This window comes from Streptomyces nanshensis, from assembly GCF_001751255.1.
Lineage (GTDB): Bacteria > Actinomycetota > Actinomycetes > Streptomycetales > Streptomycetaceae > Streptomyces > Streptomyces nanshensis_A.
Window position 1 is genome coordinate 3325 of sequence record NZ_LJGW01000098.1, and the last position, 18936, is coordinate 22260.

14 protein-coding genes and 1 pseudogene are annotated in these 18936 nt (G+C 72.0%); 14 read left to right on the forward strand and 1 reads right to left on the reverse strand.

Going from position 1 to position 18936, the window contains the following annotated elements:
- Positions 1-175: 175 nt before the first annotated feature.
- A complete protein-coding gene (bldD, locus tag AN218_RS05115) occupies positions 176-676 on the reverse strand; it encodes a transcriptional regulator BldD (protein ID WP_028431622.1) in 501 nt (166 codons plus the stop codon).
- A 249-nt stretch (positions 677-925) separates the two neighbouring features.
- Here bldD and pyrR point away from each other — a divergent pair, with 249 nt between their 5' ends.
- From pyrR to AN218_RS05185, 14 genes and pseudogenes are all read left to right on the forward strand, one after another.
- On the forward strand, positions 926-1561 hold the full coding sequence (gene pyrR / locus AN218_RS05120; protein ID WP_244900277.1) for a bifunctional pyr operon transcriptional regulator/uracil phosphoribosyltransferase PyrR: 636 nt from the start codon (positions 926-928) through the stop codon (positions 1559-1561).
- A 243-nt stretch (positions 1562-1804) separates the two neighbouring features.
- A complete protein-coding gene (locus AN218_RS05125; protein WP_070015420.1) occupies positions 1805-2797 on the forward strand; it encodes an aspartate carbamoyltransferase catalytic subunit in 993 nt (330 codons plus the stop codon).
- A 2-nt stretch (positions 2798-2799) separates the two neighbouring features.
- The gene (locus AN218_RS05130; RefSeq protein ID WP_070015421.1) at positions 2800-4116 is read left to right on the forward strand and encodes a dihydroorotase; all 1317 of its coding nucleotides are present in this window, start codon (positions 2800-2802) and stop codon (positions 4114-4116) included.
- Entirely contained in the window at positions 4113-4874 is a 762-nt protein-coding gene (locus tag AN218_RS05135) for a PH-like domain-containing protein (protein WP_420855939.1), read from the forward strand. Before AN218_RS05130 ends, AN218_RS05135 begins: the two co-directional genes overlap by 4 nt.
- Positions 4874-6088: a glutamine-hydrolyzing carbamoyl-phosphate synthase small subunit gene (gene carA / locus AN218_RS05140; protein WP_079131834.1), complete on the forward strand. Its 1215-nt coding sequence runs from the start codon at positions 4874-4876 to the stop codon at positions 6086-6088. The genes AN218_RS05135 and carA overlap by 1 nt, the downstream gene beginning before the upstream one ends.
- Positions 6081-9395 (forward strand): carbamoyl-phosphate synthase large subunit, encoded by a 3315-nt coding sequence (gene carB, locus AN218_RS05145; protein WP_070015422.1) that lies wholly within the window; start codon positions 6081-6083, stop codon positions 9393-9395. The genes carA and carB overlap by 8 nt, the downstream gene beginning before the upstream one ends.
- 85 nt (positions 9396-9480) lie before the next feature.
- Complete coding sequence (locus AN218_RS05150; RefSeq protein ID WP_070015423.1) at positions 9481-10638, forward strand: quinone-dependent dihydroorotate dehydrogenase; 1158 nt, start codon at positions 9481-9483, stop codon at positions 10636-10638.
- Positions 10635-11717, forward strand: coding sequence for an orotidine-5'-phosphate decarboxylase (gene pyrF / locus AN218_RS05155; RefSeq protein WP_079131835.1), 1083 nt, complete (start codon positions 10635-10637; stop codon positions 11715-11717). The genes AN218_RS05150 and pyrF overlap by 4 nt, the downstream gene beginning before the upstream one ends.
- A gap of 409 nt (positions 11718-12126) precedes the next feature.
- Positions 12127-12450, forward strand: coding sequence for an integration host factor, actinobacterial type (mihF, locus tag AN218_RS05160; RefSeq protein ID WP_028431629.1), 324 nt, complete (start codon positions 12127-12129; stop codon positions 12448-12450).
- Between the two features lie 84 nt (positions 12451-12534).
- Complete coding sequence (gene gmk / locus AN218_RS05165) at positions 12535-13131, forward strand: guanylate kinase (RefSeq protein WP_079131836.1); 597 nt, start codon at positions 12535-12537, stop codon at positions 13129-13131.
- A gap of 53 nt (positions 13132-13184) precedes the next feature.
- Entirely contained in the window at positions 13185-13460 is a 276-nt protein-coding gene (rpoZ, locus tag AN218_RS05170) for a DNA-directed RNA polymerase subunit omega (RefSeq protein ID WP_070015425.1), read from the forward strand.
- A gap of 169 nt (positions 13461-13629) precedes the next feature.
- Positions 13630-14898, forward strand: a complete 1269-nt coding sequence (coaBC, locus tag AN218_RS05175) for a bifunctional phosphopantothenoylcysteine decarboxylase/phosphopantothenate--cysteine ligase CoaBC (protein WP_070015426.1) — start codon at positions 13630-13632, stop codon at positions 14896-14898.
- A 265-nt stretch (positions 14899-15163) separates the two neighbouring features.
- Positions 15164-16375 carry a methionine adenosyltransferase gene (metK, locus tag AN218_RS05180; protein WP_070015427.1) on the forward strand — a complete coding sequence of 404 codons (1212 nt, stop codon included), beginning with the start codon at positions 15164-15166 and terminating at the stop codon, positions 16373-16375.
- 130 nt (positions 16376-16505) lie between these two features.
- Positions 16506-18719: pseudogene (locus tag AN218_RS05185) on the forward strand (primosomal protein N').
- The last annotated feature ends 217 nt before the right edge of the window (positions 18720-18936 follow it).

Sequence of the window (18936 nt, forward strand, 5' to 3'; positions counted from 1 at the left end):
GTTCTTCCGTGTGAGGAAGCCCGAAGTGTCCTGCCTTCGGTGACGTTGTGTACACACATGCTCACGTCCGTTCGTACCCCAGAGTGGCCGGACGGGCGCACGAAGAACGCCGCCGGTGGCGCACCCCTGAGGGGCGCGCCACCGGCGGCGGCACGTTCGGCTCGGGCTCGGACCGTCAGGCGTCCTCGTGGGCGACGGCGCGACGGGCGTCCGCGTCGAGGACGCCCCAGCTGATGAGCTGCTCCGTCAGCACCGAGGGGGACTGGTCGTAGATGACGGCGAGAGTGCGCAGGTCGTCCTGGCGGATGGAGAGGACCTTGCCGTTGTAGTCGCCGCGCTGGGACTGGATCGTGGCCGCGTAGCGCTGCAGCGGGCCCGCCTTCTCCGCCGGGACGTGCGCCAGGCGCTCCAGGTCGAGGACCAGCTTCGGCGGCGGCTCGGCGGCGCCCCCGGGCGTGGTGCCGGGCAGCAGCTCCTGCACCGGGACGCCGTAGAAGTCGGCGAGCTCGGCGAGGCGCTGAACGGTGACGGCACGGTCTCCGCGCTCGTAGGAACCGACCACGACCGCCTTCCAGCGGCCCTGGGACTTCTCCTCGACCCCGTGGAGGGAGAGGCCCTGCTGGGTGCGGATCGCACGGAGCTTCGCTCCGAGCTGCTTGGCGTATTCGCTGGACATATCGCTCCCCGCGGACGAGAAAGTGGTAACTCACTGTGAGGTTACGCAGCGTAATGTCTGGCGTCAAGCCGAACGCCGATCAGCTTTGGGAGGTGGAGCGGAATCGGCCGCACCGGTTCGGGCCCGAACACTTCACCGAGCAATTCAAGCCCCGTTCCTGGCCTGCCCGGGCCCCCTGGTACCGTTGCGGCGACAGTTCAGACGTCCTTTAAGGCCCGTCCAGTGAGGCGGGGAAGGGGGTCCTTCTTCATGGACACAGGCATGCCCGCCGCCGGCGGCGGCAGGAGCACGGCCACCGGCCGTCCCGTACTCGAGGCGCCGGACATCACGCGGGTCCTCACCCGCATCGCCCACGAGATCGTCGAGCGCGCCAAGGGCGCCGACGACGTGGTGCTTCTCGGCATCCCCACCCGCGGCGTCTTCCTCGCCCGGCGGCTGGCGGCGAAACTCGCGGACATCACCGGCAGGCCCGTACCGCACGGCTCGCTCGACATCACCATGTACCGCGACGACTTGAGGCTCGGACCGGCCCGCGCCCTGGCGCGTACGGAGATTCCGGCCGACGGCGTCGACGGACGGCTGGTGGTCCTCGTCGACGACGTGCTCTTCTCCGGACGCACCATCCGCGCCGCCCTCGACGCGCTCGGGGACATCGGCCGGCCCCGTGCCGTCCAGCTCGCCGTGCTCGTCGACCGCGGCCACCGCGAACTGCCCATCCGCGCCGACTACGTGGGCAAGAACCTGCCGACCTCGCTGCGCGAGACGGTCAAGGTCCAGCTCACCGAGGAGGACGGCCGCGACGGGGTGCTCCTCGGCTCGGCCGGTGCCGCGGGCGAACGGCAGCACTCCGGGGCGGAGGCTTCGGCGGAGCACGCCGAGCCGTAGCCGTCCGCAGACCCGTACGTCCGCACGGGCGGGCCGACTTGGGGCCGGACGCGCGCCCCGTCCATGGGGCTCCTCCGCCGGGCTCCACACCGTGGCCCGGCGTGCCCGCGCCCCCGTACGCCTCCGGGCCGCGCCGTGCGCCGGACCCCGTCCGCGACCTCCCTCCCGCCACGACCCCACCGCCGCCCCACCGCTGCACCGCACCGCCCCGAACCGGGACAACTGACCCACGGAAGGCAACAGATGAAGCGTCACCTCATCTCGGCCGCCGATCTCACCCGCGACGACGCCGTACTCGTCCTCGACACCGCCGAGGAGATGGCCCGTGTCGCGGACCGGCCGATCAAGAAGCTGCCGACTCTGCGCGGCCGCACCGTCGTCAACCTCTTCTTCGAGGACTCGACGCGCACCCGCATCTCCTTCGAGGCGGCGGCCAAGCGCCTCTCCGCGGACGTCATCAACTTCTCCGCGAAGGGCTCGTCCGTCTCCAAGGGCGAGTCGCTGAAGGACACCGCGCTCACGCTGGAGGCCATGGGCGCCGACGCCGTCGTCATCCGCCACCACGGCTCCGGGGCGCCGCACCGGCTGGCCACCTCCGGCTGGATCGGCGGCTCGGTCGTCAACGCCGGGGACGGTACGCACGAACACCCCACGCAGGCCCTGCTGGACGCGTTCACCATGCGGCGGCGGCTGGCCGGCGGCGAGGGCGACCTGTCGGGGCGGCGCATCACCATCGTCGGCGACGTACTGCACAGCAGGGTCGCCCGCTCCAACGTCCATCTGCTCAGCACCCTCGGCGCCGAGGTGACGCTCGTGGCTCCGCCCACGCTGGTGCCCGTGGGAGTGAACTCCTGGCCGTGCGAGGTCAGTTACGACCTCGACTCCGTCATCGCCAAGTCGGACGCGGTGATGATGCTGCGCGTACAGCGCGAGCGCATGAACGCGGCGTTCTTCCCCACCGAGCGCGAATACGCCCGTCGTTACGGACTCGACGGGCAGCGCATGGCGCGGATGCCCGAGCACGCCGTCGTGATGCACCCCGGGCCCATGAACCGGGGCATGGAGATCACCGCCGAGGTCGCCGACTCGCCCCGCTGTACCGCCGTCGAGCAGGTCACCAACGGCGTCAGCATCCGGATGGCCGTGCTGTATCTGCTGCTGGGCGGCGCCGAACCCGCCGTGTCCGGCGCCCCGTCCGACCACCCGGAAGCCGCCCGCACCGAGGAGAGCGAATAACCATGGCAGGCACGAACACCACCGACGGCAGGACGCTGGTCCGCGGCGCCCGTGTGCTCGGCGGCGAGCCCCGCGACGTACTGATCGACGGGGAGACCGTCGCCGAGGTCGGCGAGAGCGGCGGCTCCCTCACGGCGGACGGCGCCCGGATCGTCGAGGCCGACGGCCGGATCCTGCTGCCCGGCCTGGTCGATCTGCACACACATCTGCGCGAGCCCGGACGCGAGGACTCCGAGACCGTGCTGACCGGCACGATGGCCGCCGCGAAGGGCGGCTTCACCGCCGTCCACGCGATGGCCAACACCTTCCCGGTCGCCGACACCGCCGGCGTCGTCGAGCAGGTGTGGCGGCTGGGCCGCGAGTCCGGCTACTGCGACGTGCAGCCCGTCGGAGCCGTCACCGTCGGACTGGAGGGCAAGCAGCTCGCCGAACTGGGCGCCATGCACGACTCCGCCGCCGGAGTACGGGTCTTCTCCGACGACGGGAAGTGCGTCGACGACGCGGTGATCATGCGCCGGGCGCTGGAGTACGTGAAGGCCTTCGACGGCGTCGTCGCCCAGCACGCGCAGGAGCCGCGGCTGACCGAGGGCGCCCAGATGAACGAGGGCACCGTCTCCGCCGAACTCGGCCTGGGCGGCTGGCCCGCCGTCGCCGAGGAGTCGGTCATCGCCCGCGACGTGCTGCTCGCCGCGCACGTCGGCTCCCGCGTGCACATCTGCCATCTCTCCACGGCGGGCTCGGTGGAGCTGGTGCGCTGGGCCAAGTCCAAGGGCTGGAACGTCACCGCCGAGGTCACGCCGCACCATCTGCTGCTCACCGACGAACTCGTACGCTCCTACGACCCCGTGTACAAGGTGAACCCGCCGCTGCGCACCGAGACCGACGTACGGGCGCTGCGCGAGGCGCTGGCCGACGGCACCATCGACTGCGTCGCCACCGACCACGCCCCGCACCCGCACGAGGACAAGGACTGCGAGTGGGGCGCGGCGGCCATGGGGATGCTCGGCCTGGAGACGGCGCTGTCCGTGCTCCAGCACACGATGGTCGAGCCCGGACTGCTGGACTGGGCGGGCCTCGCCGAGCGGATGTCCCGCCGTCCGGCGGCGATCGGCCGGCTGAGCGGCCAGGGGCGTCCCGTCGCCGCAGGTGAGCCCGCGAATCTGCTGCTCCTCGACCCGGACTACCGTGGAACGGTGAACCCCGCGGGCTTCGCCTCCCGCAGCCGTAACACCCCCTACGAGGGCCGCGAACTGCCGGGACGCGTCACGCACACGTGGCTGCGGGGCAGGGCAACACTCGTCGACGGGAATCTGGCGTGATCGCACAACCCCTCGCATCGCTCACCACCGGTCCGGCTGCGGTTCTGGCGGCCCGGCCCGCGTCGCAGGAGGTCACCGACTGGACGGCGCGGATCGGCTGGGTCGTCGGTCTGCTGCTCTTCGTCGCGCTGCTGTACTGGCTGATGCGGCAGGGCTGGAAGTGGCGCGGCACCCTCCAGGGCGACCTGCCGGAGCCGCCGGCGCTGCCGGAGTCCGGGGACGCCCCGGGTGACGCGGGCGGCGAGAGCGGACAGCAAGCGGCGTCCTCCGGCGCCGAGTTGCACGCCGTCGGCCGCTACCACGGCTCGACCAGCGCCGGTCAGTGGCTGGACCGGATCGTGGGGCACGGACTGGGCGTCCGCAGCCGCGCCGAGCTGACGCTGACAGCGGCGGGCGTCCATGTCGTACGGCCCGGGGCGCGCGACTTCCTCATCCCCGTGGGCCAGTTGCGGGGCGCCCGGCTGGAGAAGGGCATCGCGGGCAAGGTCCTCACCGAGGGCGGACTGCTGGTGATCGTCTGGCAGCTCGGCGACCGGCTGCTCGACTCCGGCTTCCGGCTGGACAGCGCGGCGGAGCACCAGGAGTGGGCCGAGCGGATCGAGACCCTCGCACCCGACGCCTCCGAGGACCCCGAGCGCCCGGAGGGATCTCAACACGCAGAGGGAGCAGGGGACTTCCCCACCACGGCGCACGGCGACAGCGGCGTCGCCCCAACGCGCCCGCACCACCCGGCAGTTACCCCGGAGAGGGACACATGATGACGAGCACCGCCCGGACGGCCACGGGAACCTCCGCCGTACTCGTACTGGAGGACGGCCGCAGCTTCCGCGGACGCGCGTACGGCGCGGTGGGGGAGACCTTCGGGGAGGCCGTCTTCAACACCGGCATGACCGGATACCAGGAGACCCTCACCGACCCCTCCTACCACCGGCAGATCGTCGTGATGACCGCACCGCACATCGGTAACACGGGCGTCAACGACGAGGATCCGGAGTCCGCGCGGATCTGGGTCTCCGGATACGTCGTACGCGACCCGGCCCGCAAGCCTTCCAACTGGCGTTCCGTGCGCACCCTCGACGAGGAGCTGACCGCGCAGGGCGTCGTGGGCATCAGCGGCGTGGACACCCGCGCGCTCACCCGTCATCTGCGCGAGCGCGGCGCGATGCGCGCCGGGATCTTCTCCGGCGAGGCGGCCTCGGCGGACGGTACGGCGCTGCTGGAACGGGTGCGTTCCGCCCCGTCGATGCACGGCGCCGACCTGTGCGGCGAGGTGGCCGCGCGTGAGCCGTACGTCGTCCCCGCGCAGGGGGAGAAGCGCTTCACCGTCGCCGCCGTCGATCTGGGCATCAAGGGCATGACGCCGCACCGCATGGCCGAGCGCGGAATAGAGGTCCACGTACTGCCCGCGGACGCGAGCGCCGAGGACGTCTACGCGGTGCGGCCCGACGGCGTCTTCTTCTCCAACGGGCCCGGCGACCCGGCCGCCGCCGGTCATCCCGTGGCCCTGATGCAGGCGGTGCTGGAGCGCGGTACGCCGCTCTTCGGCATCTGCTTCGGCAACCAGATCCTCGGACGGGCCCTCGGCTTCGGCACGTTCAAGCTCAAGTACGGCCACCGTGGGGTCAACCAGCCGGTGCAGGACCGTTCCACCGGGAAGGTCGAAGTCACCGCGCACAACCACGGGTTCGCGGTCGACGCACCGCTCTCCACCGTCTCCGAGACGCCCTACGGACGCGCCGAGGTCTCCCACGTCTGCCTCAACGACGACGTGGTGGAGGGCCTCCGGCTGCTGGACCGGCCCGCCTTCAGCGTCCAGTACCACCCCGAGGCGGCGGCCGGGCCGCACGACGCCGCATACCTCTTCGACCGCTTCACCGCGCTCATGGACGAGCACCGGCGGAACCCCGCCGGGGCCCGGGAACAGCACCAGCACAGCAGCACCAACCCGCACTTGGAGGACCGGCGTGCCTAAGCGCACCGACATCGAGTCCGTTCTCGTCATCGGCTCGGGCCCGATCGTGATCGGTCAGGCGGCCGAGTTCGACTACTCCGGTACGCAGGCCTGCCGGGTGCTGAAGGCGGAGGGCCTGCGGGTGATCCTCGTCAACTCCAACCCGGCGACGATCATGACGGACCCGGAGATCGCCGACGCGACGTATGTCGAGCCGATCACCCCGGAGTTCGTCGAGAAGATCATCGCGAAGGAGCGCCCCGACGCGCTGCTGCCCACCCTCGGCGGACAGACCGCGCTCAACACCGCGATCTCCCTGCACGAGTCGGGGACGCTCGCCGAGCACGGCGTCGAGCTGATCGGCGCCAACGTCGAGGCCATCCACAAGGGCGAGGACCGCGACCGCTTCAAGGAGGTCGTCGAGGCGGTGCGCGAACGCATCGGGCACGGCTCCTCCGCGCGGTCGGTGATCTGCCACTCCATGGGCGAGGTGCTCGCCGGGGTCGAGACCCTGGGCGGCTACCCCGTCGTCGTACGGCCCTCGTTCACGATGGGCGGCGCCGGCTCGGGCTTCGCCCACGACGAGGACGAACTGCGGCGCATCGCGGGGCAGGGCCTGACGCTCTCGCCGACCACCGAGGTGCTGCTGGAGGAGTCGATCCTCGGGTGGAAGGAGTACGAACTGGAGCTGATGCGCGACAAGCACGACAACGTCGTGGTCGTCTGCTCCATCGAGAACTTCGACCCGATGGGCGTGCACACCGGCGACTCCATCACCGTCGCGCCCGCGATGACGCTCACCGACCGCGAATACCAGATCCTGCGGGACATCGGCATCGAGGTCATCCGCGAGGTCGGCGTGGACACCGGCGGCTGCAACATCCAGTTCGCCGTCAACCCCGAGGACGGCCGGGTCGTCGTCATCGAGATGAACCCCCGCGTCTCCCGCTCCTCGGCGCTCGCCTCCAAGGCCACCGGCTTCCCCATCGCCAAGATCGCCGCGAAGCTCGCCGTCGGCTACACGCTCGACGAGATCCCCAACGACATCACCGAGGAGACCCCGGCCTCCTTCGAACCCACGCTGGACTACGTGGTCGTCAAGGCACCGCGGTTCGCCTTCGAGAAGTTCCCCGCCGCCGACGACACCCTCACCACCACCATGAAGTCGGTCGGCGAGGCGATGGCCATCGGACGCAACTTCCCCGAGGCGCTCAACAAGGCGCTGCGCTCGCTGGAGAAGAAGGGCAGCCAGTTCGACTTCACCTCGCCGCCGGGGGAGAAGGACGCCCTGCTGCGCCGCGCCGCCCGCCCCACCGACGGCCGGATCAACACCGTCATGGACGCCATCCGCGCCGGAGCCACCCAGGAGGAGGTCTTCGACGCCACGAAGATCGACCCGTGGTTCACCGACCAGCTCTTCCTGATCCACGAGGTCGCCCAGGAGCTGGCCGCCGCACGGGAGTTGAGCCCCGAACTGCTCGCCGGCGCCAAGCGCTACGGCTTCTCCGACGCGCAGATCGCGGACGTACGGGCGCTGCGCGAGGACGTCGTACGCGAGGTGCGGCACGCGCTGGGAATCCGCCCCGTGTACAAGACCGTCGACACCTGCGCCGCCGAATTCGCCGCCCGTACGCCCTACTTCTACTCCTCCTACGACGAGGAGAACGAGGTCGCACCGCGCGAGAAGCCCGCCGTGGTCATCCTCGGCTCCGGGCCCAACCGCATCGGCCAGGGCATCGAGTTCGACTACTCGTGCGTGCACGCCTCGTTCGCGCTGGGCGAGGCCGGCTACGAGACCGTCATGGTCAACTGCAACCCGGAGACGGTCTCCACCGACTACGACACCTCCGACCGGCTCTACTTCGAGCCGCTCACCCTGGAGGACGTCCTGGAGATCGTCCACGCCGAACAGGCCGCCGGCCCGGTCGCGGGCGTCGTCGTCCAGCTCGGCGGGCAGACCCCGCTCGGTCTGGCGAAGGCGCTGAAGGCGGCGGGCGTGCCGATCGTCGGGACCACGCCCGAGGCCATCGACCTCGCCGAGGAGCGCGGCTCCTTCGGGCGCGTCCTGGAGGAGGCGGGGCTGCCGGCGCCCAAGTACGGCACGGCCTACTCCTTCGACCAGGCCAAGGAGATCGCCGCCGGCATCAACTACCCCGTGATGGTGCGCCCTTCGTACGTACTGGGCGGACGCGGCATGGAGATCGTCTACGACGAGAACGCCCTCGCCGCCTATCTGGAACGGCACGCCGGACTGATCTCCGAACACCCCGTGCTCATCGACCGCTTCCTCGACGACGCCATCGAGATCGACGTCGACGCGCTCTACGACGGACAGGAGCTCTACCTCGGCGGCGTCATGGAGCACATCGAGGAGGCCGGGATCCACTCCGGCGACTCCGCCTGCGCCCTGCCGCCCATCACCCTCGGCGGCCACGACATCAAGCGGCTGCGGGCCTCGACGGAGGCCATCGCGCGGGGAGTCGGCGTACGCGGACTGATCAACATCCAGTTCGCGATGTCCGGGGACGTCCTCTACGTCCTGGAGGCCAACCCGCGCGCCTCCCGTACCGTCCCCTTCACCTCCAAGGCCACCGCCGTACCGCTGGCGAAGGCCGCCGCCCGCATCTCGCTGGGCGCGACCGTCGCGGAGCTGCGCGCCGAGGGCATGCTGCCCGCGTCCGGCGACGGCGGCGATCTGCCGCTGGACGCGCCCATCTCCGTCAAGGAGGCCGTGCTGCCCTGGACGCGCTTCCGCGATGTGCAGGGGCGCGGCGTGGACACCGTGCTCGGCCCGGAGATGCGCTCGACAGGTGAAGTCATGGGCATCGACGCCGTGTTCGGCACCGCGTACGCCAAGTCCCAGGCGGCCGCGTACGGTGCGCTGCCCACCAAGGGGCGGGCGTTCGTCTCCGTCGCCAACCGCGACAAGCGCTCGCTGATCTTCCCCGCGCGCGAACTGGCCGCGATGGGCTTCGAGTTGCTGGCCACCTCCGGCACCGCCGAGGTCCTCAAGCGCAACGGCATCAACGCCACCGTCGTACGCAAGCACAGCCAGGGCCCCGGCCCGGACGGCGAACCCACCATCGTCCAGCTCATCCACGACGGCCACATCGATCTGATCGTCAACACCCCCTGGGGCACGGGCGGCCGGCTCGACGGATACGACATCCGCACCGCCGCCGTCGCCCGCGCCGTGCCGTGTCTGACCACCGTCCAGGCGCTGGCCGCGGCGGTGCAGGGCGTCGAGGCCATGGCACGCGGCGAGGTGGGGGTGCGCTCGCTCCAGGACCACGCGGACCACCTCACGGCGGCCCGCGGTTCGGGGTGAGGCTCACTCCGTCCCCGTACCCGTCCCCGCACCGCCGCCGACCCCGCCGACTCCCCGTCCGTACGCACCCGAAGGCCCGGCCCGCATGTACTCCCTGTTCTTCAAGACCGTGTTCGCACGGATGGACCCCGAGAGGGCACACCGGCTCGGCTTCGCGCTGATCCGGTTCGCCGCGCGCGTCCCGCCGCTGCGCCGGGCGCTCGCGGCCCGACTCGCGCCCCGCAGGCGGGAGTTGCGGGTCGAGGCTTTCGGGCGCGTGCTGCCGGGGCCGTTCGGGCTGGCCGCCGGGTTCGACAAGAACGCGGAGGGCATCGACGGCCTGGCGGCGCTCGGCTTCGGACATATCGAGGTCGGCACGGTCACCGGCCGCGCACAGCCCGGCAATCCGCCCCGGCGGCTCTTCCGGCTGACGGCGGACCGCGCCCTGATCAACCGCATGGGGTTCAACAACGAGGGCTCGGCGGCCGTCGCCGCGCGGCTCGCGGCCCGCTCGGCACGCCGGAGCGGTACGGAGCACCGCGGGGGGCACAGCGGCGGTACGGGAGAGGGGCCCGTGGTCGGCGTCAACATCGGCAAGACCAAGGTCGTCCCCGAGGAGGAGGCCGCCGCCGACTACGTCGCCTCCGCGCGCCGGCTCGCCCCGTACGCGGACTATCTCGTCGTCAACGTCTCCTCGCCCAACACCCCGGGGCTGCGCGCCCTTCAGGCCACGGAATCGCTCCGCCCGCTCCTCGGGGCCGTACGCGAGGCGGCCGACGAGGCGGTGCCGGAGCGCCGCGTACCGCTGCTCGTCAAGATCGCGCCCGACCTCGCCGACGAGGATGTGGACGCCGTCGCCGACCTCGCCGTCGAACTCGGTCTGGACGGCGTCATCGCCACCAACACCACCGTCGCCCGCGAGGAGTTGGGCCTGCGCAGCGACCCGTCGCTGACCGCCGAGACCGGCGGTCTGTCGGGAGCGCCGCTGCGGGAGCGCTCGTCGGAGGTGCTGCACCGCCTGTACGCACGCGTCGGCGACCGGATCACGCTCGTCGGCGTCGGCGGGATCACCACGGCCGACGACGCCTGGGAGCGCATCCTCGCCGGCGCCACCCTCGTACAGGGCTACAGCGCGTTCGTCTACGAGGGCCCCGGCTGGGCGCGGAGACTGCACGAAGGGCTGGCGGCACGGCTCGCCGCCAGCCCGTACGGGACGTTCGCCGAGGCCGTCGGCGCCGCACACAGGGAGGCCGAAGCCGCATGAACACCACGACGGGACGGGACGGGACGGCGAGCGCGGGGACGAACGCGAGCGCGGGTACGGGCGGGGGCGCGGGCGCGCGGGAGCCGTTCGGCGCCCGGCTGCGCCGCGCCATGGACGAACGCGGGCCGCTGTGTGTGGGCGTCGACCCGCATGCGGCGCTGCTCGCCGACTGGGGACTGGACGACGACGTCGCCGGCCTCGAACGCTTCAGCCGCACCGTGGTCGAGGCGCTCGCGGACCGAGTCGCCGTACTCAAGCCGCAGTCCGCGTTCTTCGAGCGCTTCGGCTCACGCGGCGTGGCCGTGCTGGAGCGCACCGTCGCCGAGGCGCGCGCCGCGGGCGCGCTGGTCGTCATGGACGCCAAGCGCGGCGACATCGGCTCGACCATGGCCGCGTACGCCGACGCCTATCTCGACCCCGCCTCACCGCTCTTCTCGGACGCGCTGACCGTCAGCCCGTATCTGGGCTTCGGTTCGCTGCGTCCCGCAGTGGACCGTGCGCGTACGCACGGATGCGGACTGTTCGTCCTCGCGCTGACCTCCAACCCGGAGGGCGCGGAGGTGCAGCACGCGGTGGGCGAGGACGGCCGCGCGGTCGCGGCGTCGGTCCTCGCACATCTCGCCGCGGAGAACGGAGTGGGGAACAGGGACGCAGCCGGGAACGGCAACGGGAGCGGAGACGCGGACGGGAGCAGGGACGCGAACGGGGGCGCGGGCGCCGACGGGAGCGCCGGTGTGCACCCGTACGCCACCGGTCAACTCCTGGGCTCCTTCGGCGCGGTGGTCGGCGCCACCCTGGGCGCCGCACTCGGCCCCGCATCCGGCGGGCAGGCCGAGCAGGCCGTGCAGGGCGGGCACGGCGTGAACCTGGACATCGGCGGCCCCCTGCTCGCCCCGGGCATCGGCGCACAGGGCGCGACGGCCGCCGATCTTCCCCATGTCTTCGGCACCGCACTGCGGAACGTGCTGCCGAGCATCAGCCGCGGAGTGCTGCGGTACGGACCGTCGGCCGGGGCGCTGCGCGAGGCGGCGGCCGCGGAGGCGCGACAGCTCGCGGACGTACTGACGCCCGGCGCATGAGCGACCCCCGCGGACCGGCGGACGGGCGGCGCGCGCCCGTCCCCGCGAGCGGCCTCAACGGCCCGCGCACAGACGCCGGTTCGCACCGGCGGACCGCCCGCGAGACCGTCCCCGCAGCCCCGTCCGTACCCGCGCCGTACCTGCGGTGATGTCGGCGAAAACGCCCGACGCCCGGGAAAAAACGCGCAGTTGACCAAAAAACTGCATCGGTTTGTCCAACTATGTACCGATCGACTTGAGTCTGACCAGGACTTTTCCGCAGTTCTCGCTGACTCAGGCGCTGTCGCCCGCTAGTCTCCGTCGGGAGCAGCGTGAACAGGCGCGTTGCTCGCTGCTCCGCGACTGTGCGGGGCTACGAGGTTCCTCACCCGAATCCATTTCCGACAGTTCTAACTGAGGTGACGTAGGCGTGGCTCTTCCGCCCCTTACCCCTGAACAGCGCGCAGCCGCGCTCGAAAAGGCCGCCGCGGCTCGCCGGGAGCGCGCCGAGGTCAAGAACCGGCTGAAGCACTCCGGTGCGACCCTGCACGACGTGATCAAACAGGGCCAGGAGAACGATGTCATCGGCAAGATGAAGGTCAGTGCTCTCCTGGAGAGTCTGCCGGGCGTCGGCAAGGTCCGCGCCAAGCAGATCATGGAGCGTCTCGGGATCTCCGAGAGCCGCCGCGTGCGCGGCCTCGGCTCCAACCAGATCGCCGCTCTGGAGCGGGAGTTCGGCGGCGCGTCCGCCTGACCCCGCGCTTGTCCGGGCGCCGCGGGTCTCCGGCCCGCGGCGCCGTGGTGGCAAGGCACTGCCGAGAACCGGGATAATCGCTGCATGAGTAGCGCAGCCCCACGGGGGGCCACCCCCCAACCTCCCGCCGGCACGCCTCGACTGACCGTGCTCTCCGGCCCCTCGGGCGTCGGCAAGAGCACGGTCGTCGCGCATCTGCGCACGGTGCACCCCGAGGTGTGGCTCTCCGTCTCCGCCACGACGCGCCCTCCGCGTCCCGGCGAGGTGCACGGCGTGCAGTATTTCTTCGTCAGCGACGAGGAGTTCGACAAGCTGGTCGCCAACGGCGAGTTGCTGGAGTGGGCCGAGTTCGCGGGCAACCGCTACGGCACGCCCCGCGGTCCCGTACTGGAACATCTGGAGCGCGGCGAACCCGTCCTGCTGGAGATCGATCTCCAGGGCGCACGGCTGGTGCAGCAGGCGATGCCCTCGGCCCGGCTCGTCTTTCTCGCGCCGCCCAGTTGGGAGGAGCTGGTGCGCCGCCTGACCGGGCGCGGCACTGAGGCCCCCGAAGTGATCGACAGGCGGCTCGCGGTGGCCCGTACGGAGCTCGCCGCGGAGGAGGAGTTCGACGTCACGCTTGTCAATACCTCGGTCGAGGACGTCAGCGCCGAGCTGCTAGCCTTGATGCGGATCGCCTGAGTCTCGATTCTCGATCCGATTCCGACCTTCACACACCTCCGGGAAGGCAGAGCGTGTCCTCTTCCATCTCCACGCCCGAGGGCATCATCAACCCGCCGATTGATGAGCTGCTCGAAGCCACCGACTCGAAGTACAGCCTCGTGATCTACGCCGCCAAGCGCGCGCGCCAGATCAACGCGTACTACTCGCAGCTCGGTGAGGGCCTCCTCGAGTACGTCGGTCCTCTCGTCGACACCCACGTCCACGAGAAGCCGCTCTCGATCGCTCTCCGCGAGATCAACGCGGGGCTGCTGACCTCCGAGTCCGTCGACGTGCCGGTCACGCAGTAAGCGGCACCGTCACCGGCGCCGCGGGCGCCACGGCAAGACAGGGCTTCTCCACGGGCCCGGCAGCGCGGCTGCCGGGCCCGTGGTGTGTCATGGAACGGGTAGGCGGAACGCACGCGGGAGCAGGCGGCCCGGCCGGTACGGACGGCGAGCGCATGGGGAGAGGCGAGCGATGGAGCAGCGCCAGCAGCACCAGCAGAAGCGGCCGCGGGTCGTCCTCGGTGTCACCGGCGGCATCGCCGCCTACAAGGCGTGCGAACTGCTGCGCCGGCTGACGGAGAGCGGCCACGAGACGCGGGTCGTGCCCACGGAGTCGGCGCTGCGCTTCGTCGGCGCCGCCACCTTCGCGGCCCTGTCCGGGCAGCCCGTGGCCACGGACGTGTGGGAGTCGGTGCACGAGGTCCCGCACGTACGGATCGGACAGGCCGCCGATCTGGTCGTGGTGGCACCCGCCACCGCCGACGTCCTCGCGAAGGCGGCGCACGGCATCGCGGACGATCTGCTCACCAACACCCTGCTCACGGCGCGATGTCCGGTGGTCTTCGTGCCCGCGATGCACACCGAGATGTGGGAGCACCCGGCCACCCGGGAGAACGTCGCCACGCTGCGCCGCCGCGGCTGCCTCGTCGTCGAACCCGCCGTGGGCCGGCTGACCGGAGCCGACACCGGCAAGGGCCGCTTCCCCGATCCGGAGGGCGTCTTCGAGCTGTGCCGCCGCGTGCTCACCCGCGGCAGCGCCGAGGTGCCCGCCGACCTCGCCGGACGCCATGTGGTGATCAGCGCGGGCGGTACGCGCGAACCGCTCGACCCCGTACGGTTCCTGGGCAACCGCTCGTCGGGGAAGCAGGGTTACGCCCTGGCCCGTACGGCCGCGGCCCGCGGCGCCCGCGTCACGCTCGTCGCCGCGAACAGCGCGCTCGCGGCGCCCGGCGGCGTGGACGTGGTGCCGGTGGAGACGGCGGTGCAGTTGCGGGAGGCGGTCCTCAAGGCGGCCTCGGACGCGGACGCCGTCGTGATGGCCGCCGCCGTGGCCGACTTCCGTCCCGCCGTCTACGCCCCCGGCAAGATCAAGAAGCACGGCACGGCGGACCCGGAGCCGGTCGCCCTCGTACGGAATCCGGACATCCTCGCCGAACTCGCCACGGACCGCCCGCGCGCGGGCCAGATCGTCGTCGGCTTCGCCGCCGAGACGGACGACGTCCTCGCCAACGGCCGCGCCAAGCTCGCGCGCAAGCGCTGCGATCTTCTCGTCGTCAACGAGGTGGGTACGGACAAGACTTTCGGGGCCGAGGAGAACGAGGCCGTGGTGCTCGGTGCCGACGGCAGCGAGACGTCCGTGCCGTACGGCCCCAAAGAGGCGCTCTCGGACACGGTTTGGGACCTGGTCGCACTGCGTTTCCCGGATCCGGGAGCGGGCCGCGAGGCACTGCGGAACGTTTGATTCCGTGCGTGGCGACTTGTGCGGTATGTCATGGAACGACCGTCTCCCGCAGGACCCGTCAAGGGTGCCCCGGACACCGCACGGAACGGGGTTGCGCAGGTCACCGAGGTATCGAAGTTCGAGACGACGTGATTGGATGCGGCCGTAGATGGATAAACTGGCGGCGGACCGTGCTCGGGCTCAGCGCTTGAACTGAGCGTCGACGCGCAGCCCCGACCGGTCCGCCCATTGATAGCCAGCAGCCGCTGCAACCCCAGGGAGCGATGTGTCCCGCCGTCTGTTCACCTCGGAATCCGTGACCGAGGGTCACCCTGACAAGATTGCTGACGCGATCAGCGACACCATCCTCGACGCGCTGCTCAAGGAGGACCCGCACTCGCGGGTCGCCGTCGAGACTCTGATCACCACCGGCCTGGTGCACGTCGCCGGCGAGGTGACGACCAAGGCCTACGCGCCCATCTCCTCACTGGTGCGCAACAAGATCCTGGACATCGGTTACGACTCCTCGAAGAAGGGCTTCGACGGCGCCTCGTGCGGCGTCTCGGAGTCCATCGGCGCGCAGTCCCCGGACATCGCACAGGGCGTCGACACCGCGTACGAGAACCGCGTCGAGGGCGACGACGACGAACTCGACAAGCAGGGCGCCGGCGACCAGGGCCTGATGTTCGGCTACGCCTGCGACGAGACCGCCGAGTACATGCCGCTGCCCATTCAGCTCGCCCAGCGGCTGTCGGAGCGCCTGTCCGAGGTGCGCAAGAACGGCACGATCCCCTACCTGCGTCCCGACGGCAAGACGCAGGTCACCATCGAGTACGAGGGCGACAAGGCCGTCCGCCTCGACACCGTCGTGGTCTCCTCGCAGCACGCCGCGGACATCGACCTCGACTCGCTGCTCGCCCCCGACATCCGCGAGTACGTCGTGGAGCCCGAGCTCAAGCGCCTCGTGGAGGAGGACGGCGTCAAGCTGGACACCTCCGGCTACCGGCTGCTGGTCAACCCCACCGGCCGCTTCGAGATCGGCGGCCCGATGGGCGACGCCGGTCTGACCGGCCGCAAGATCATCGTCGACACCTACGGCGGCTACGCCCGCCACGGCGGCGGCGCCTTCTCCGGCAAGGACCCGTCCAAGGTCGACCGCTCCGCGGCGTACGCGATGCGCTGGGTCGCCAAGAACGTCGTCGCCGCCGAACTGGCCACCCGCTGCGAGGTCCAGGTCGCCTACGCGATCGGCAAGGCCGAGCCCGTCGGCGTCTTCGTCGAGACCTTCGGCACGGCCGCCGTGGACACGGAGAAGATCGAGCAGGCCATCAGCGAGGTCTTCGACCTCCGCCCGGCCGCGATCATCCGCGACCTCGACCTGCTGCGTCCGATCTACGCCCAGACCGCGGCGTACGGCCACTTCGGCCGTGAACTCCCGGACTTCACCTGGGAGCGCACCGACCGCGTGGACGCGCTGCGCAAGGCCGTCGGCCTGTAACCGACACCCCGCGCCGCACACGGCACGGACCCACGGGCCCGGCCGCCCCTTCGGGGGGTGGCCGGGCTTCGTCGTGCGTGGGGGCTGTGGGGTCCGGCCCTGTCCGTGCCATCTGCTATGACTGAACGCTGTGAGCAGCGGCGACGAGCAGAAGGAGACCTCCGGGCAGGCGCCGGAGCAGCTTGCGCTGCTGCGGGAGACCGTGCGCAAGAGCAAGCCGCCGAAGGCGAAGCCGCGGACGTGGCGGGGGGCCGCGCTCGCGGAGGAGTTGCCGGTGGCGCGGGTGCTGGTGGACAAGGGGCTGGTCCATCTCGACCGGTACTTCGACTACGCGGTGCCCGCCGCCATGGACGAGGAGGCGCAGCCCGGGGTGCGCGTACGGGTGCGCTTCGGGGCGGGGGAGAAGGAAGGCCGGCGCGAGGGCGGGCGGTTGATCAACGGGTTCATCGTGGAGCGGGTCGCGCAGAGCGACTACTCCGGTGCGCTCGCCCCGATCGCGCAGGTGCTCTCCCCGGAGCGGGTGCTCACGCCGCCGCTGCTGCGGCTGTGCCGCGCCGTCGCCGACCGGTACGCCGGATCGCTCGCGGACGTCGTGCAGTTGGCGGTTCCGCCGCGCATGGCCCGCGCGGAGAAGCGTCCGTCGCCCGAGGCGAAGCCGCCGCCCGCAGCGCCGGCGCCCGGCACCTGGGAGCGGTACACGGAAGGGCCCGGCTATCTGGAGGCCCTGGCCGGCGGCGGCAGCCCGAGGGCCGTATGGACGGCGCTGCCCGGACCGCACTAGCCCGGCGAACTGGCGCGGGCGCTCGCCGCGGCGCTCGCCTCCGGCAGGGGAGCGCTCGCGGTGCTGCCCGACGGGCGCGCGGCCCAGCGCGTCGACACCGCGCTCGGCGAACTGATCGGCGAGGGACGGCATGTGCTGCTGACCGCCGAGTCCGGGCCCGAGGAGCGGTATGCGCGCTGGCTCGCGGTCAAGCGAGGATCGGTGCGCGCGGTGGTGGGGACGCGGGCGGCGATGTTCGCGCCCGTACGCGATCTCGGGCTGGCCGCCCTGTGGGACGACGGCGACGCCGCCCACAGCGACGACCACGCCCCGCAGCCGCACGCCCGCGAGGTGCTGTTGCAGCGTGCCGTCACCGAGCAGGCGGGCTTTCTGCTCGGCGGGCACAGTTGCACCGTCGAGGCCGCGCAGCTCGTCGAGTCGGGCTGGGCCAGGCCGCTGGAGGCCGGCCGTGAGGTGCTGCGCGGGACGGCGCCGCTGATCCGTACGGTCGGCGAGTTCGACGAGGCGCGCGACGCCGCGGCCCGTACGGCGCGGCTGCCCAGCCTCGCGTGGTCCACGGCACGGGACGCCCTGCGGCACGGCCCCGTCCTGGTGCAGGTCCCGCGGCGGGGCTATGTGCCGCGGCTGGCGTGCGAGCGCTGCCGCGCCCCGGCCCGGTGCGCCCACTGCTCTGGCCCGCTGGAGGCGGTCGAGGAGGGCGGTGCGCTCCGCTGCGGATGGTGCGCCCGCGAAGTGGCCGACTGGCACTGCCCGGAGTGCGGGGGAGCGCGGCTGCGCGGTCAGGTCTTCGGGGCGCGGCGTACGGCGGAGGAGCTGGGCCGGGCGTTTCCGTCGGTGCCGGTGCGTACCTCGGGGCGCGACCATGTGCTGGAGAGCGTGCCGGAGGTGCCGTCGATCGTCGTCTCGACCCCCGGGGCGGAACCGGTCGCGGAGGGCGCGGGCTACGCGGCGGCGCTGCTGCTGGACGGCTGGGCGCTGCTGGGACGTCCCGATCTGCGGGCCGGGGAGGAGGCGCTGCGGCGGTGGCTCTCGGCGGCGGCGCTCGTACGGCCGGGAGGCGAGGACGGGAACGGTCACAACAGCGGGAACGGGAACGGGGACGGGGACGAGAGCGGCGGGGCCGCGCCGAGCGGGGGCGGCGGCACTGTGCTGATCGTCGCCGAGCCGACGCTGCGTCCCGTACAGGCGCTGGTGCGGTGGGACCCGGCCGGGTTCGCGGTGCGCGAGCTGGCCGACCGTGCCGAGCTGGGCTTTCCCCCGGTGGCGAGGATGGCGGCTGTCAGCGGACGGGCCGAGGCCGTCGACGGGCTGCTCTCCCAGGCACGGCTTCCCGACGACGCGGAGATTCTCGGTCCGGTGCCGTATCCGGTGCTGGAGCCGGGGCGTCCGCGCAGACCGGGCGATCCGCCGCCGGGCGAGGAGTGGGTACGTGCGCTGGTGCGGGTGCCGCAGGGCTCGGGTGCGGCGATGGCGTCGGCGCTGAAGACGGCACATGTGGCGCGGCTGACGCGGCGCGAGGGGACGCCCGTCCAGATCCGCGTCGATCCGCCGGACATCGGCTGAAGGGGCCCGCTTCCGGGGCTGGTTGCAAGGCTCGGTCGCGGGCGTGGCACCGCCCGGTGGCGTACGGAACGCTCACCGGGCGGTGCAGCAACGGCCGTGGAGGAGTCAGCCGTTGCGGGGGCCGGGGAGGGCCCCCGGTCTGTGGTCCCGGTCCCGGTCGCGGTCCCGTGCGGGCTGACCGGGCAGGGGCCGGGACGGAGACAGCGCGCCCCCGGAC